Annotated in this window: 15 protein-coding genes; 8 read left to right on the top strand and 7 right to left on the bottom strand. The window is 71.4% G+C overall.

Annotated features, from left to right (window positions below):
- The first annotated feature begins 16 nt into the window (after window positions 1-16).
- The gene (locus ADL03_RS24300) at window positions 17-517 is read left to right on the top strand and encodes an NUDIX hydrolase (RefSeq protein WP_053735845.1); all 501 of its coding nucleotides are present in this window, start codon (window positions 17-19) and stop codon (window positions 515-517) included.
- A gap of 15 nt (window positions 518-532) precedes the next feature.
- Here ADL03_RS24300 and ADL03_RS24295 read toward each other — a convergent pair whose 3' ends face one another.
- From ADL03_RS24295 to ADL03_RS24280, 4 genes are read right to left on the bottom strand one after another with little or no spacing between them, the layout of a single operon-like run.
- Window positions 533-1249 (bottom strand): spermidine synthase, encoded by a 717-nt coding sequence (locus ADL03_RS24295; RefSeq protein ID WP_053735844.1) that lies wholly within the window; start codon window positions 1247-1249, stop codon window positions 533-535.
- Between the two features lie 56 nt (window positions 1250-1305).
- Entirely contained in the window at window positions 1306-2124 is an 819-nt protein-coding gene (locus ADL03_RS24290) for a lipoate--protein ligase family protein (RefSeq protein ID WP_053735843.1), read from the bottom strand.
- A 51-nt stretch (window positions 2125-2175) separates the two neighbouring features.
- Window positions 2176-3216 carry a DUF1996 domain-containing protein gene (locus ADL03_RS24285; protein WP_053735842.1) on the bottom strand — a complete coding sequence of 347 codons (1041 nt, stop codon included), beginning with the start codon at window positions 3214-3216 and terminating at the stop codon, window positions 2176-2178.
- Window positions 3217-3276: 60 nt separating this feature from the next.
- Window positions 3277-5235 carry a sigma-70 family RNA polymerase sigma factor gene (locus tag ADL03_RS24280; RefSeq protein WP_197288606.1) on the bottom strand — a complete coding sequence of 653 codons (1959 nt, stop codon included), beginning with the start codon at window positions 5233-5235 and terminating at the stop codon, window positions 3277-3279.
- 106 nt (window positions 5236-5341) lie between these two features.
- On the opposite strand from ADL03_RS24280, the gene ADL03_RS24275 reads away from it, so the two are divergent.
- Both ADL03_RS24275 and ADL03_RS24270 read left to right on the top strand, forming a co-directional pair.
- On the top strand, window positions 5342-5644 hold the full coding sequence (locus tag ADL03_RS24275) for a helix-turn-helix transcriptional regulator (RefSeq protein WP_197288605.1): 303 nt from the start codon (window positions 5342-5344) through the stop codon (window positions 5642-5644).
- Window positions 5641-6027: a VOC family protein gene (locus ADL03_RS24270; protein ID WP_053735841.1), complete on the top strand. Its 387-nt coding sequence runs from the start codon at window positions 5641-5643 to the stop codon at window positions 6025-6027. The genes ADL03_RS24275 and ADL03_RS24270 overlap by 4 nt, the downstream gene beginning before the upstream one ends.
- 11 nt (window positions 6028-6038) lie before the next feature.
- On the opposite strand, the gene ADL03_RS24265 is transcribed toward ADL03_RS24270, so the two are convergent.
- Window positions 6039-6713 (bottom strand): TetR/AcrR family transcriptional regulator, encoded by a 675-nt coding sequence (locus ADL03_RS24265; RefSeq protein ID WP_053735840.1) that lies wholly within the window; start codon window positions 6711-6713, stop codon window positions 6039-6041.
- A gap of 87 nt (window positions 6714-6800) precedes the next feature.
- Here ADL03_RS24265 and ADL03_RS24260 point away from each other — a divergent pair, with 87 nt between their 5' ends.
- Window positions 6801-7922, top strand: coding sequence for an NAD(P)/FAD-dependent oxidoreductase (locus ADL03_RS24260; protein WP_053735839.1), 1122 nt, complete (start codon window positions 6801-6803; stop codon window positions 7920-7922).
- Window positions 7923-7991: 69 nt separating this feature from the next.
- Here the strand turns inward: ADL03_RS24260 and ADL03_RS24255 are convergent, their stop codons facing one another.
- Complete coding sequence (locus tag ADL03_RS24255) at window positions 7992-8903, bottom strand: CU044_5270 family protein (protein WP_053735838.1); 912 nt, start codon at window positions 8901-8903, stop codon at window positions 7992-7994.
- Window positions 8896-9465: an RNA polymerase sigma factor gene (locus ADL03_RS24250; protein ID WP_053735837.1), complete on the bottom strand. Its 570-nt coding sequence runs from the start codon at window positions 9463-9465 to the stop codon at window positions 8896-8898. The genes ADL03_RS24255 and ADL03_RS24250 overlap by 8 nt, the downstream gene beginning before the upstream one ends.
- A gap of 355 nt (window positions 9466-9820) precedes the next feature.
- On the opposite strand from ADL03_RS24250, the gene ADL03_RS24245 reads away from it, so the two are divergent.
- From ADL03_RS24245 to ADL03_RS24230, 4 genes are all read left to right on the top strand, one after another.
- Window positions 9821-12508 carry a ricin-type beta-trefoil lectin domain protein gene (locus ADL03_RS24245; RefSeq protein ID WP_053735836.1) on the top strand — a complete coding sequence of 896 codons (2688 nt, stop codon included), beginning with the start codon at window positions 9821-9823 and terminating at the stop codon, window positions 12506-12508.
- A gap of 168 nt (window positions 12509-12676) precedes the next feature.
- A complete protein-coding gene (locus tag ADL03_RS24240; protein WP_053735835.1) occupies window positions 12677-13435 on the top strand; it encodes an ABC transporter ATP-binding protein in 759 nt (252 codons plus the stop codon).
- Window positions 13432-14784 (top strand): hypothetical protein, encoded by a 1353-nt coding sequence (locus ADL03_RS24235; RefSeq protein ID WP_053735834.1) that lies wholly within the window; start codon window positions 13432-13434, stop codon window positions 14782-14784. Before ADL03_RS24240 ends, ADL03_RS24235 begins: the two co-directional genes overlap by 4 nt.
- On the top strand, window positions 14781-15344 hold the full coding sequence (locus ADL03_RS24230; protein ID WP_053735833.1) for a hypothetical protein: 564 nt from the start codon (window positions 14781-14783) through the stop codon (window positions 15342-15344). The genes ADL03_RS24235 and ADL03_RS24230 overlap by 4 nt, the downstream gene beginning before the upstream one ends.
- The last annotated feature ends 33 nt before the right edge of the window (window positions 15345-15377 follow it).

Raw genomic sequence — 15377 nt, 5'->3', positions numbered from 1 at the left:
GAGGTCGAGCTGCGACGTGGCCGGTCTGACGGACGACGACGCCCGGTTCGCCTACCTCGCCGAGGGCAACGCGAAGCAAGCGCGCAAGCGCGTCGCCGCGGACGTGCTGCTCCGGGACCGGCGTGGGCACATCGTGCTGGTGAACCCGACCTACAAGGAGCACTGGGACCTGCCCGGTGGCATGGCCGAGAACAACGAGCCTCCACGCGCCGCAGCGATCCGTGAGGTCGGCGAAGAGCTGGGCCTGTCGATCCACCCAGGCCGCGTGCTCGTGCTCGACTGGATCGGCCCGCACGGCCCGTGGGATGACCAGCTGCTCTTCATCTTCGACGGCGGTGTTCTGGCGGACGGCGACGTTCAACAGCTCGCGCCGCGCGACCCCGAGATCAGCGAGGTCGCTGTGGTACCGCTCCAGGAAGCACGGCGGCTGGTCCGTGCTGACCTGGCCGAGCGCCTCGACCGTGCGGTTGCAGCGCTCGGCCACGGCTCGACCGACTACACGGAGACTCCACGGTGAAGCGTCACCAGCGCGTCACCCGCGCTTCGCGAGGTACACGGTGTTCGTGGACTCCCTGCCCTGCAACGGGTTCGGGAAGCTCACCACCTCGGCCCTGACCGCCGTGAAGATCGCGGCGAGGGCCGCGGTGAACTCCTCGTCCGGCGGGTCGTTCGACCACAGCGCGAAGATCCCGCCGGGACGCAGCAGCGCGGCGAGGCGTTGCAGGCCCTCCGGCTCGTAGAAGTCGGCGTTGCTCGGGTGCAGCAGGTGGCGGGGCGAGTGGTCGATGTCCACGACGATCGCGTCGAACTGGCGGCCGGGGGTCTCCGGGTCGAAGCCGGCGCCGGAGCGGAGCATGGCGAAGAAGTCGCCGTGCACCAGGCGGCAGCGCGGGTCGGCCGCGAGGGCCTTGCCGGCGGGGATGAGGCCCTGCTGGTGCCACTCGATCACCTCGTTGAGGGCGTCGACGACCACGAGCGAGCCGACGTGCGGGTGGTCCAGCACGGTGTGCGCGGTGTAGCCGAGTCCGAGGCCGCCCACGACCACGTCCAGCGGGCCGCCGGGCAGTTCCGCCAGTGCGAGGCGGGCCAGTTCGACCTCGGCCACGGTGAACAGGCTCGACATCAGGAACTCGTCGTTGAGCTTGATCTCGTGGATGTCCTCGCCGCTGCTGGGATCACGCCGCCGGCGCAGGGTGAGCTCGCCCAACGGCGTGCGGCGCCAGTCGAGTTCCTGGAAACGTGCGCTCATGCGGTGGTCAGCTCCAAGTGAGAAGGCGTGCACGGACAGTCTGCACGACGCGCGGTTCAGGTGTTCGGCACGGGATGCGCGCGTGTCCAGTCGTCCACGTGGAACGGTGCGGTGCCGTTCTCGCCCGACGCGGCGGACGCGTGCGTGAGCACCCCGCCGGGCAACGGGGCCTCGGTCATGTCGAGGCGCGAGCGGTAGTCCGCGACGAACGCCGCCGCCACGTCCTCGGCGGTCAGAGCGGGGGCGTAGTCGGCCAGGCCCGCGATGGAGCTGCGCCGCAGGTCGTAGCCGAGTGCGTCGGACACGGCCGTGAGCACGGAGCGCACCCGGTCGGAGACGGCGACCTGCACGACCGTGCTGAACAGGGAACCGGTGGCGGTCACGCGTTGCGCGGAGCCCACGACCTTCGCCACGCCGCCGATGTTGATGCTGAACTCGCCGGGGCAGTACTCGCCGTCCACCTCGCCGATGCGGGCGTCGACGTCGCCGAGGGCGCGCAGCACCCGCACGTGGCTCTCGGCGTTCGCGGCGAACGTCGACCGGCCCGCGTGCCGGATGTCCGTGGTGCGGTCGAGGTGGTCGATCACGACGGCGCCGCTGTCGTAGGCGACCATCCGGCCGCCCGGCGAGCGGACCACCGGCTCGAACCCCGCCGCACGGGCCACCTCGGTGGCCGCGGCGATGCCGGGGGAGCGGAGGTCACGGCCGCTGAACGCCACCGTCGGGCCGTGCGGCACGTAGATGTGGACGAGCTGTGACCACTCGGCGTGGGGTGCGCGCAGCAACAGCGCCGGGACCACCAGTTCGGTGACCGCGTCGCCGGTGCTGCCGGACACGAGGAGCCGGGCGTGGTCGAGGTGGTTCGCAGGTGACACCCCGCGATTCTCGACCACGACCCGGTTCGCCGCTCGACCGCCCGGCCGTGGTCAGGAGGGACGGCCGTCCGGACCGCACTTGACGATGCGGTTGATGCAGTCGCGCACGCGCTGGGCCATCTCCGCCTGCGGCCACACGTTGAAGAAGTCGCCGTGCATCGTGTAGCCGGGACCGGACGCCAGCGTGAAGCGGGCCGGGTCGCCGTTGACCGGGTAGCGCAGCACCTGGCGCAGCTTCGGCACCGGCACGGGGTGCGTGGCGGGGCAGTCGCCGGCGACCGGGTAGGACATGTGGCTCTTGTGGTCGGCGGAGTCCAGGTCCTTGCCGTTCCAGCACTGCGGGAAGTCCAGGTAGGACTCGATCATCGTGCCCGCCGGGCAGTTCACGAAGTCCTTCGAGGCGCCGACGTGACCGGCGTGCAGGCACGACCAGCGCGACATCGTGGTGTTGTCCGGTGCGGTGGCCTTGGCGTTGCCCGCGACGATCCGCAGGCCGTGCGGCAACGGCTGGATGCGCTTGGTCACGTCGTCGCGCACACCCTCACCGAGGTAGTAGAACGTCGTCCCGGTCGGCTCCACCGGCTGGCCGTCGACCAGCAGGGTGGGCACCCAGTACGACGACAGGTCGACCTTCGGGCTGCACGTGCTGGTGGCCTTGCCCAGGCTGCCGACGTCGGAGTGGGCGTCGGTGGAGACGTTGCCGAAGAAGCTGTGCAGGTGCGACACGCCGGGCAGCTTCGGGAAGACGATCGGGTCGTCCGGCAGCCGGTGGGTGAACGGGCACTCGGCGACGAACTCCGCCACGCGCACCGCGTTCGGCGGGATCGGTTCCTGCGGCGCCACGACAGCGGCCACCGGCGCGGGCTCCGCCGCCGGAGCCGGCGGGGTGAACGGCGGCGGCGCGATCGTCGGGTGACCGGCCGGGTGGGCGGGGGAGGACGTGGTGACCTCGGCGGCGACCGGCTGCGGTTCCGGCTCGGACGAGTCGAACATCGCGTTCGCGGTCACCGCGGAGAGCGCGACTCCCGCGACCGCGAGCAGGGCGATGCGACCGCGCCACCTCCGCAGCACCGAGGTGTGGACAGGGGTCATGGCAAATCCTTTCGGGCAGGGCGAATCGACACGGGGGACGGGAGCGACGAGGCGGGGAGCTCAGCCCGCGTCGCGGTAGGCCTGACCGGCCTGGTTGGGGACGCCACCGGGTGCGTAGAGGCCGGTGCCGGGCTTGTCGGCGGGCAACGCGAACCACGCGTAGCGCTCGACGTACGGCAGGCCCTCCAGCATCGCGCTGGAGCCGCGCGCGAAGGCCGCGAGCTCGGCCTGCGTCGGGTAGCGCGGCGTGCCGCTGGAGAAGTCGATGAGCGAGTACTCGGTGAGCCACACCGGTTTGCCGTACCGCGCGTGCACGGCGTCGAGGTAGTTCTTCAGGTGGCCCACGGCGGCGGCGCTGAAGTCGGAGCCGTACCAGTGCACCGTGATGAAGTCGACGCGCAGACCCCGCCGGTCCGCACCGGTCATGAACCGGTCGAGCCAGCCGCCCGCCTTGTCACCGCTGTGGGCGACGGCGGGGCTGCCGAGGCGCAGCCCGGTCGCGGCCAGCTTCGGCCACAGGTCGAGCGCCTGCTCCGGCGTCATGTTCGCCTGGTCGGGGAAGTCCGGCTCGTTGAACCCGAGCAGCACCCTGCCGTTCGCCTTCGCCCGGGCGAGGGTGGCGTCGTCGGTGAACTTCGCGCCCCAGATCATCGGCACGAACTCGACGTTCGGCGGCGTGGGGATGCCGTCGGGGTGCACGGCCCAGTTGTAGTACCAGCCGGCACGGACGTCGGTCAGCGCCTTGCCGACACCGGTGAAGTTCCACGTGCTGACGCCCTTCTTCGCCGACGCCACAACAGGTGTCACGGGCGGGGCCGGCACGGCGACGGCGGGCGCTGTCGTCGTCGGCTGCACCGAGGACGGCGCGGACGACGGCACAGTGGTGGGCGGTGGCGTGGTCGTGGGGACCCTCTGGCTCGTGGTGGTGATGACCGCGCTCGCGACCGGTTCGTCCCGTGCGGGCAGCACGGCCACCACGATGCCCGCGGCCAGCACGGCGGCCGCCGCGGCGGCGAGCGGTTTCACCAGCGAGCCCTGCAGGAACAGGCCGAGCTTGCCGCCACTCACCGGGCTCGCGGTGACGTGGGTGATGGTCGCCTGCGACCCGACCAGCGCGGACGGGTCGAACCCGAACGCGGCGGGCAGCGGCACCAGCGGCAGCCGCGCGATCAGCCCCTCGACCGACGCCAGGTCCTGGCCACACCGCTCACACCGGGCGCAACCGCGGCTGTGCCGGGCGATCCGCTTGCGCCACAACGGACTCGGGTCACCGTCCCAGTCCGCGACCACGGCGGCGAGCTCCGGGCACCGCGGCGTGCGCTCCAACGTGCGCACGACGATGCGTGCGGCGTCGAGCTGGGCCTTGACCCGTTGCACGCGCACGGCGGTGTGCTGCGGAGTCAGCCCGATCGCGTTGGCGACCTCGTCACGGGTCAGCCGCCCGGCCGCCTCCAGCCACCACAGCGACAGCAGCTCGCGTTCGTCCGCGCTGAGCCACCGGGTGGCCGCGACGACCTCACGCCGCTGCCCGGACAGCTGCAGGCGGATGATGGTGAGGTCGACGAAGTCCGCGCCGGGGTCGGCGACGTCGTCGGGCATCGGGCCGGTGACCGGCACCCGTTGCCGTTCGCGGTGCCGCAACCGGATCTGGTTCATCGCGATCACGACGAGCCACGACCGGAACCCGGCGGGGTCGCGCAGCGACGACAGCCCGTGCACCGCACGCAGCATCGTCTCCTGGACGACGTCGTCGGTGTCCGCGTGCCCGCCGAGCGCGTGCCCGACGATGTTGTAGACCAGGGGCAGGTACCCGCTCACCAGGTCGTCCAACGCGCGCTGGTCGCCGTCGCGCGCGGCCACCACCGTCGCGACGCCGGGTTCCTCGGCCACCGCCATGTCCACCTCACTCGCCGGTCCAGGGTCCTCTGACCAGGAGATGTCCCCGGTGCCGGTGGATAACGGAAAAACCTCACCGGCTTTGTCGAACGCGGGACGGCCGGTGCGAACCTCCGCGGTCACGGCACCACGTCGCGGGTTCCGGCGGCGACGGTAGCGGAACCCGAGCGGTCGGCACCCACCCCGACAGGCAAGTCGCCGCTTGCAGGTAAGTCGTCACTTGCCTATCGTGGGCGGTGTGGAAGAAGAGCTCTTCAAGGCGCTGGCGGATCCGAACCGCCGCCGCATCCTCGACGAGCTGGTGGAACGCGACGGCCAGACGTTGTTCGAGATCTGCTCGCGGCTGCTGTCCAAGCACGGCCTGAGCCTCACCCGCCAGGCGGTCAGCCAGCACCTGTCCGTGTTGGAGGCGGCGGACCTCGTCCGGTCACGCCGCGAGGGCCGCTACAAGTTCCACGACCTGAACACCCGGCCGCTCGAGCACATCGTCACCCGGTGGCTCCGGCCCGAAACCCCGAGGGGCGCACCATGAGGATCCACCTGACCAGCATCTTCGTCGACGACCAGGACAAGGCGCTGCGCTTCTACACCGAGGTGCTGGGCTTCGTGAAGAAGACCGAGGTACCGCTGGGGGCGGACCGGTGGCTGACCGTGGTCTCGCCGGAGGACCCCGACGGCACCGAGCTGCTGCTCGAACCCGACGGCCACCCCGCGGTGAAGCCCTACCGGGCGGCGCTGGTGGAGGACGGGATCCCGGCCACCGCGTTCGCCGTGCGGGACGTCCGCGCCGAGTTCGACCGGTTGAGCGCGCGCGGGGTGCGGTTCACCCAGGAGCCGCTGGAGATGGGCCCGGTCACGACCGCGGTGCTGGACGACACCTGCGGCAACCTGATCCAGATCGTGCAGCACGCCTGACGGCCGGCCGGCTAGCGCAAGGTCGCGATGCCGGCCAGGAAGATGTCGACCCCGGCGAGGAACTGCTCGCGGTCGTCGTGCTCGGGCAGCTGTGCCGCCGCCCTGTGCACGAACGGGTACCGCTCGGGGTCGAGCTCCGACCACCGCGCGGCGATGCTGCCGAGGAAGACCGACCGGTCCGTGTCGCTGCCGGTGAGGAACCGGGTGTTCGCGGCGTTCTGCCCCGCGACACCGAGGACGTAGTTCACCATCGCGCCCGCGGCGTCGACGAGTGCTCCCTCGGGGACGTGCAGCGCGTCGAGCAGCCGGCCGATGCACTCGTAGATCTCCAGCAACGCGGGCCGCCACGGTTCGCGCGACAGCTGGGCGCCGACCCACGGGTGCGCGTCGATCACGTCGAACAGGCCCAGCGCGACGGTGCGCAACGCCTCTCGCGGGTCCGCGTCGGCGACCGCGCCGGCCACCACGCGCGTGACGATGTCGTCGGTGGCGGCCGCGACGACCTCGCCCTTGTTGGCCACGTGGTGGTAGATCGCGCCGTAGCCGGTGTTGAGGCGTGCGGTGAGCGCGCGCAGGGTCAGCGCGCTCTCGCCCTCGGCGTCGAGGATCTCCGTCGCGGCCTCGATGATCCGCTCCTTGGACAGCGCGTCCGTGCGCCGCGGGGTCCGGTGGGCCTTGGCTGCCATGCCCCCATCCTCGCACCTTTGGATCGCCGATCCAAATCGGTGGTAGCGTCGTTGGAGCAACGATCCAAAGCGTTTCGGAGGAACACCATGACGACACCGGTCACGATCATCGGAGCCGGCCTCGGCGGCCTGGTACTGGCCCGCGTCCTGCACGTCCACGGCATCGAAGCCACGGTCTACGAGGCGGAGGCCTCGCCGGACGCGCGGCGGCAGGGCGGACTGCTCGACATCCACCCGTGGAACGGCCAGCCGGCACTTGACGCGGCCGGTCTGACCGACGGGTTCCGCGCGCTCGTGCTGGCCGGCCGCGAGTCCTACCGGGTACTGGACCGGGAGGGAACCGTGCTGCTCGACCTGCCCGACGGCGGCACCGGCGAGCGGCCGGAGGTGCCACGGGGTGAGCTGCGGCAGCTGCTGCTCGACTCGCTGCCGCAGGGCACCGTGCGGTGGGGGCACAAGGTCACCGGTGTGCGCACGGTCGACACGGGCCGCCACGAGGTGAGCTTCGCGGACGGCTCCCAGGTCGTCACGAGCCTGCTCGTCGGCGCCGACGGTGCGTGGTCGCGGGTCCGGCCGCTGCTCTCCGCCGCCGTGCCCGCGTACGTGGGCGTCACGGTCGTCGAGACGTTCCTGCACGACAGCGACACCCGCCACCCGGCCACCGCGAAGGCGGTCGGCGCCGGGTCGCTGTTCGCCCTCGCGCCGGGCAAGGGCCTCGTGGCCCACCGCGAACGCGCCGGAACCCTGCACACCTACGCGCAGCTGGTGAAGCCCGAGGACTGGCTCGCCGACGCCGATGCCGCCGCCGTGACCGAACGGGTCGCGGCGGAGTTCGCCGGCTGGGCCCCCGAGCTCACCGCCCTGGTCACCGCCACCGACACCCCGCCGGTCCTGCGCCGCCTCCACACGCTGCCCGCCGGGCACCGCTGGGACCGCACACCGGGCGTGACCCTGCTCGGCGATGCCGCCCACCTCATGCCGCCGGACGGCGAAGGCGCCAACCTGGCCATGCAGGACGGTGCCGAGCTCGGTCAGGCCCTCGCCGCGCACCCCGGCGACGTCGAAACCGCCCTGTCCCGGTACGAGCAGGCCGTGTTCCCGCGTGCCGCTGCTCAGGCCGAGGACGACGACCTCTACGAGGTCATGTTCGGCGCCGACGCACCCCACAGCATGGTCGCGATGCTGACCGGGGCCGACCAGGCCTCCTGATGGACGGTGTCATCGGGGGACGCCCACCGCCAACGCAGGCCGGTGAACGTCCCCTGAAGGGACCGCGGGCTAGATCCGGTCACCCACCCGGTCGACGAACCCGGCCGCGTCGTGCGGGTTGTTCTTCGTGCCGAGGAACTCGAAGGTCACCTTGTCGAACACCAGCACCACCGGCTTGGCGGACGAGGGCGATGGCCAGCTTATCCCGATCCCGGGACGACCGGCCGAGACGTTGTCGACCACCGTCAGCCCCGGCACGCGGGAGGCGGCCTCGAACAGCGCGGCGCGCTGCGGCCCCGGCAGGTAGGAGTGGTTGACCAGGCCCATCACGTCCTTGCCGTAGGAGTTGATCGGCCGGTTCCTGTCCTTGCCCTGCAAGAGCTTCAGCATGTCGTCCGCCGTGGTGGGCAGGTCGTCCCGGTACGCGCGGCGTGGCGTGCACTGCTCGGTCTCGTCCGTGGGCTGGTCGCCCTTGTCGAGCACCTTGCTGCGGCCGTTGACGCAGCCGGGCGCGGTGAGCGGCCGGGCGTCCCGGCTGGGGATGATCCGGCCGTCCCGGGTGCCGTCAACGGAGAACCACCCCTCCCAGCCGCCGTCGCGCACGTAGTAGAACTGGTCTGGTCGCGGTACCTCGTCGGGCTTCGAACGGGCTGCCGCGGCGGCGTGGTTGAGCAGCTGCACGGCGGTGTCCACCGGCACCGCGGACCCGGTGGTCGTGGACCCGGTGAGCGCGGACCCGGTGGGCGCGGACCCGGTGGGCGCGGCGTCGTGACGGGCCGGGTCCGGCGCGTCGGACGGCAGCACCACCGCCACGGCGGTGACCGCTGCCGCCGCGGCGAGCGTGGCGACGGCGATGATCCCGGCGCGACCACGCCTGGGAGCTTTCATGCCCGCCACGAGCCGGGCGCGTGCGGCCGCCAGCTGGTCGGCGGACTTGAGCGGGGTGTCGTCCAGTTCCCGGACGAGCTGAAGGTCATCCATTGTTGAGAAGCTCCTCGACCTCGGTGTGGTTGTCGGTCCCCAACGCCTCGCGGACCTTGCGGCGCGCGCGGTTCAACCGCGACCGCACCGTCCCCACCGGGATCCCCAGGGCTTCCGCGACCTCCAGGTAGCTGAGCTGTTCCCACGCGACCAGCAGCAGCACGTCCCTGTCCTCGGCCGGCAACGCCGCCAGCGCGCCGCTCAGCATCGACCGCATGGCCTGCGCGGTGACGTCCGCGGCCACCCGGTCGGCGTGGTCGCCCACGTCGCGCGCGGCCGCGGGCGTCCGGTGCCTGCGCACCTCCTCCCGCCGGTGCTGGCCGACGAGGTTGGTGGCGATGCCGTAGAGCCACGGCCGGGCGTCCGGGCGGGAGGGGTCGTAGCGCCGCCGCTTCGCGAACGCCGCGAGGAACGTCTCGGCGAGCAGGTCGTCGGCGGCCTGCTGCCCGAGCCGCCGGGCGAGGTAGCGCTGGATGTGGGGAGCGTGCCGGTCGAAGATCGAAGCGAACTGCTCCGGCACGCGCAGCGACGCCTCGATGAGCTCCGCGTCGGTTGCTGTCATGGTGGCCTTTCAGGCGAAGGGTCTTCGCCCTGTTATCCGCTCAACGCCCCGATCGGGTTCACGGCCGGGTGCGCACATCCGAGCAGAGCCGGTCCCGCGCGGGGGAGCGGGTCCTCGAAGGGGCCGTCGTGCGCGACGCTCACAACCACTGCGCGCCGGATGATCACCACAGCTCAGCGCTTGGATTCGGGGCATTCGAACGCCGCAGGGTGAACGGGGAAAAGTTAACGCTCACAACCGTGGCAGATATCTGCCATCACGCCCCGGAGCCGCCCACGTTGCTGGAAGGTGACGTTGCTCCACGGGTGGTCCGAGGCCGGCCTGTCCGTGCGGATCGAGCGAAGGGGAGAGCAAGGTGAAGACAGCCATCCTCGCCGGGAGGTCACTGGTGGCCCTCGCGGTGCTGGTGTCCGCCGCACTGCTGCCCACGTCGGTGGACCGCGCCTCGGCGGCCGTTCAGGAGACCTTCTACGTCGCCCCCGACGGCAACGACGCCAATCCGGGGACGATCACGGCCCCGTTCCGGACCCTGCCGCGCGCACGGGACGCCGTTCGCACGGTGAACGCGAACATGTCCGGCGACATCCAGGTCTACCTGCGCGGCGGGAACTATCCCGTGAGCAGCACCATCGACTTCACGCCGAGCGACTCGGGCACCAACGGCTACCGCGTGCTCTACTCCGCCTACCAGAACGAGACGCCGGTGCTGAGCGGTGGCGTGCAGGTGACCGGCTGGACGCAGCACGGCGGCAACATCTGGAAGGCGCCGCTCAGCCGCGCCACCAAGCTGCGAGCGCTCTACGTCAACGACAAGCGCGCCTTCATGGCCACCAAGACGATCAGCTCGCAGGGCTGCTACGGCACCTACACCGTCACCGCCGGTCAGGCGCCGTGGGCGTGGGAGTCGGGCTCGCAGTGCGACGGCGCCAAGTACGGCCTGGGCGACCTGCCCGCCATCTCCCGCAACGCGGACGACATCGAGATCGAGACCGCGACGACGTGGACCACAGCCATCGCGGGCGTCCGCCAGATCACCACCAGCAGTGACGGCGCCAGCCGCGTCGCGTTGTTCCAGCAGCCGGGCGCGGCCATCGCCCAGGGCGCGTTCAACGGCAACTTCCAGGCCGGTGGAAGTCACAGGTTCATGAACGCCTACGAGTTCCTCGACTCGCCGGGTGAGTTCTACTTCGACAAGACGAGCCAGACGGTCTACTACTACAAGGCCGACTCCGAGAACATGGCGGCCGCGACGGTCTACGCGCCCAACAACGTGTCCACCCTGCTCCGCATCGCCGGCACGGCCACGGCCAACCGTGTCCGCGACATCACGTTCTCCGGCATCACGGTGCAGCACTCGGACTGGAACCTCTTCAGCGTGGCCGGCTCGGTGTACAAGCAGGCGCAGCAGGGCAACCTGGGCAACACCGCGTACACCAAGGGCAACTTCCACGTCTACTACTACCGCAACGTCGACACCGCTCCCGGCGCCGTCCAGTTGGAGAACGCCGAAGGGATCCTGTTGCAGCGCAACCGGGTGCAGCACACCGGTGTCGACGGCATCAACATGGTCAACGACGTGCAGAACACCCGGCTGATCGGGAACTACACGAACGACATCGCCGGGTCGGCCATCACCGTCGGCCACCCGCAGCACGTCTACATCGGCGACCACACCTCGACCAACCGCGAGAAGTACCCCGCGCAGGTCGAGGGGCTCCCGAAGAACATCGAGATCAAGAACAACTACCTCTACGACAGCGCGGTGCTGTTCAACGGCCACAGCCCCATCTCGGCCTACTTCGCCGACACCCTGACCATCCAGCACAACCGGATCGAAAAGGCCCCGTGGAACGGCATCACGCTCGGCTGGGGCTGGTGGAACTTCGACGGCTCGTCCGGCTCCATCGCACCCAACCGGCCGACGACCACCGCGCGCAACAACAACATCAGCTACAACCACATCATCGACACGGTGCAGCGCCTCAACGACACGGCGCCCATCTACACCCTGGGCAGCCAGCCCGGAACGATGATCACCGACAACTACCTGCAGGGTGTCCCGTCCGGCCACAAGTACGGGCTGCACCCCGACGAGGGCTCGGCGTACATCACGTTCCGCAACAACATCCTCAGCGTCGACAAGAACGTCACGTGGCTCGTCAACTCCGACGACTTCGGGCGCAAGCACGACCTGAGCATCACGCAGACCTACGGGCCGGTGAACAAGGTGTCGCAGAAGGTGCTGCCCAACAGCACGATCCAGGACATCCTCGTCCACCCCGACTACGTGTGGCCCGCGGCCGCCCACGCCATCGCGGTGAGCTCGGGGCTGGAGGACGCCTACCGGGAAATCATCCCGCAGAGCACCCTGTCCCGGCCCGACTACGTCCTGCCCGACAGCACGTTCGTCGGTGCCACCGCGACCTCGATCCCGGTCCGCGGCCTCGGCGACGCGACCAGGACCATCTGGCTGGCGCCCCTGGGCACCACGAACTTCGCAGCAGGCCCGACGATGACGAGGGCCAGTGGCACGGCGACGACCATCGACGTCCCGGCCACGCCCGGCGACTACCGGCTCTACGTCGTCGACGCGCAGGGGAACCGCTCGGCCGAGTCGAAGTCGCTGGCCCGGCGGCAGGGCGGCGGTGGCCAGCAGAGCGGCACGATCGTCGGCGGCCAGTCCGGCCGGTGCATTGACATCAACGGCGCCAGCACGGCCAACGGTGCCCAGGCGCAGCTGTGGGACTGCCACGGCGGCACCAACCAGCGCTTCACCCTCACCTCGGGCAAGCAGCTGCAGGTGTACGGCAACAAGTGCCTGGCCGCGAGCAACGGCGGCACCGGCAACGGCACCGCCGTGGTGATCTGGGACTGCAACGGCCAGACCAGCCAGCAGTGGAACGTCAACACCAACGGCACGATCACCGGTGTGCAGTCCGGGTTGTGCCTGGACGCCAACGGAGCGGCCACCGCGAACGGCACCAGGATCATCCTCTGGGCCTGCGGCGGCGGCGCCAACCAGCAGTGGACCCTGCGCGCCTGAACCGACCTGGGGGCCGGGACACCGTGCCCGGCCCCCTGCCCTGCACGACCCGGCCGTCAGATCGCACCGGCGTTCAGGGTTGTGCGCCACATCACAGCGCTCGAAGAACCGTCGCGGTCCCTTCGTCGTCTTGCCGGTAGTAGGCCAAGGCGACCTGAGGAGAGCGGGATGCGGGCGATCACAGCGGAGAACCTCGTGGTCCGGGTCGGCGGACGGCGTGGCCGCGCCGCGGTGAACGGGCTGGACCTGCGCCTGGGCGTGGGCGTGCACGGACTGCTCGGACCCAACGGCGCCGGCAAGACGACCCTGATCCGCACCCTGGCGACGGTGCGCAAGCCCAGTTCGGGAACGTTGTCGCTGCTGGGCACCCCGGCGGACGGCCGGCTGCGGCCGGTGCGCCGGCGACTCGGGTACCTGCCGCAGCACTTCGGCTACTACCGGCGGTTCACGGTGCGGGAGTTCGTCGAGTACCTGGCGTGGCTGAAGGAGGTGCCGCCTGCCGAGATCCCCGGTGCCGTCAGCAGGGCGCTCGACCGGGTCGGGCTGGCCGACCGCGCCGGGGACCGGATGAAGTCGTTGTCCGGCGGCATGGTCCGCCGCGTGGGCATCGCGCAGGCGATCGTCAACGACCCGGACCTTCTGCTGCTGGACGAGCCCACAGCAGGCCTGGACCCCGCGCAACGGCTGCGGTTCCGCGAACTCGTGGTCGAGCTGGGGCAGCGGTCCTGCGTGCTGATTTCCACGCACCTGGTCGAGGACGTCGCGGCGGCGTGCTCGGACGTGGTGCTCGTGGCGGAGGGATCCCTGGTGTTCCAGGGCACCCCGGCCGATCTCGCCGCCGCCGGGACCGCCGGGCACGTCGGCGACAGCCCGATCGAACGCGGCTACTCCGCGCTGATCGGCCAGAACGCCGGAGGTGCCTGGTGACCGCGCTGCGCATCGAGCTGCGGCGCTCGACCGCGCTCTGGGCCGGAGCGCTGTTCCTGGTCTCCGGCACGGGAATGCTGTGGCTGACCAGCTCGGCCGACCTGACGTGGCGGGACAACGCGACATCGGCCGTGTTCGAGCTCCGGCAGCCCCTGGCGTACGTGTGGGCACTGGTGGTCGGACTGGCGGTCCTGCAGGGGATGCGGGACGGCCGGGCGCGGGTGACCGAGCTGTTCGCCACGACCCCGCGCCCCGACCGGGTGCGGCTGGGCACGCTCGCGTCGGCGGTGGCCGGCGTCGTCTCCGCGGCCGCGGTGCTGCTGTGCGCGGGCCTCGTCGTGCTGGTCGAGAGCGGCGGTGGGTTCGTCTCGCCCGGTTTCGTCCCGCTCACCACCACCGTCGTGCTCGCGATGGCGTCGAGCGTCCTGCTCGGCCTCGCGGTCGGCCGGCTGCTGCCCCACCCGCTGACCGTGCCGGTGGCGCTCGTGGCGACGTTCATGGCGGCGACGGCGGCCGGACAGGCGCTGGAGGTGCGGTCACCGGCCGCCGAGGTGTCCCCGCTGGCACTGCTCACGCCCGTCTTCGACCCGCCCGCCTCGAACCTGGTCACCACGTCCACCTCCGTCGACATGGGACAGTTCGTGTGGTTCACCGGTCTGGGGATCACGGCGTTCCTGCTGCTGGTCTCGCGGACCCGCCGCGGGCGGCTGGCGGCGCTGCTACCGGCCGGGCTGGCACTCGCGCTCGCCCTCTCGGTCCTGCCGACCAGGATCTCCGACGTGCTGGTGAGCGACTCCGCCGCGAGCAGGCTGGTGTGCGACGGCCCGGTGTGCGTGAGCCGGGTGCACGAGAACCACCTGCCCGTGGTGGCCGCGGTCGGCAGGGAGGTGCTGGCGAAGCTCGCGGTGCTGCCCGACCCGCCCACCGAGGTCCGCGAGGACACCTCGGCGATGGCGCACCTCGCCGTGCCCCGGCGGGATGCCGGGGTCGTCTACGTGAGGGCGCAGGGCAGCTCCGGCCTGCCGGCGTTGACCCCCGGCCAGCTGCGGCTGGAACTGCTCGCCGGGGCGGGCGTGCCGACCTGTTCCACGCCGGACTCGGTGAACTTCGACGAGTCCGTGGTGCTGCATCTGACGGCGGGCTACTTCAACGGCGAGCTGGCCGAGCTCGCGTCGGAGCGCGTCCTGTGGCGCAGCGGGAGGTTGCGCTCCGAGGCGGAGGCGGCGTGGCGGGCGTTGCGCAGCCGGCCCGCGCACGAGCAGCTCGACCGCGTCGCGCAGGCCCGGCGGATGATGCTGGCCTGCGAGGACTCCGCGCGGGTGCTCGACGCCCTGGTGGGACCGCGATGAGGCCGCTCACGCTGTACGCGCGGTCGCGCGGAGTACCGGCGGCACTGGTGTGCCTGGTCGTCGTCGTGCTGGCCACGTGGTCGGTGCTGCATTCACCGTGGACACCGCTGAGCGCCACGCTCACCTCGCTCGCCGCGGTGCTGGTGAGCACGGCCGGCCTCACGGGGCAGGACCCCGAGCTGGACTCCTCGACCGCCGTGCCGTGGCCCGCGTGGCGGTTCGGGCACCTGCTGGTCGCGACGCTGCTGGCCGCGGTCGTGGTGCTGCTGGTGCAGGAGCTGGGCGACGAGCGGTTCGACGCCGCGTTCGTCACGCGGAACGCGGCGGGTCTGGCCGGTCTCGCCGGTCTGGCGGCGGCCGTGGCGGGAGCGCGGTTCGCCGCGGCCGCACCGGTGACGTGGTGGGCGGTGAGCGCGATCGTGTTCCCCGCGCAGTCGGTGACCGGACGGGTCGTCACGTGGCCGTTCGGCCCGTCCGACGACCCGGTGGCGACGTGGACCGCCGCCGTGGTGTTCGTGACCGGGATGGCCGCCTACTCGGTCCGCGGCGGGCGGCGCTGAGCGGTTCCCGCGCCGGGTTCTGCAGGGGTAGCG

The organism is Nocardia sp. NRRL S-836 (genome assembly GCF_001279525.1).
In the GTDB taxonomy this organism is placed as follows: Bacteria; Actinomycetota; Actinomycetes; order Mycobacteriales; family Pseudonocardiaceae; genus Lentzea.
Note: the sequence above shows the minus strand (reverse complement) of the source record. Positions and strands in the feature narration are given on the sequence as shown.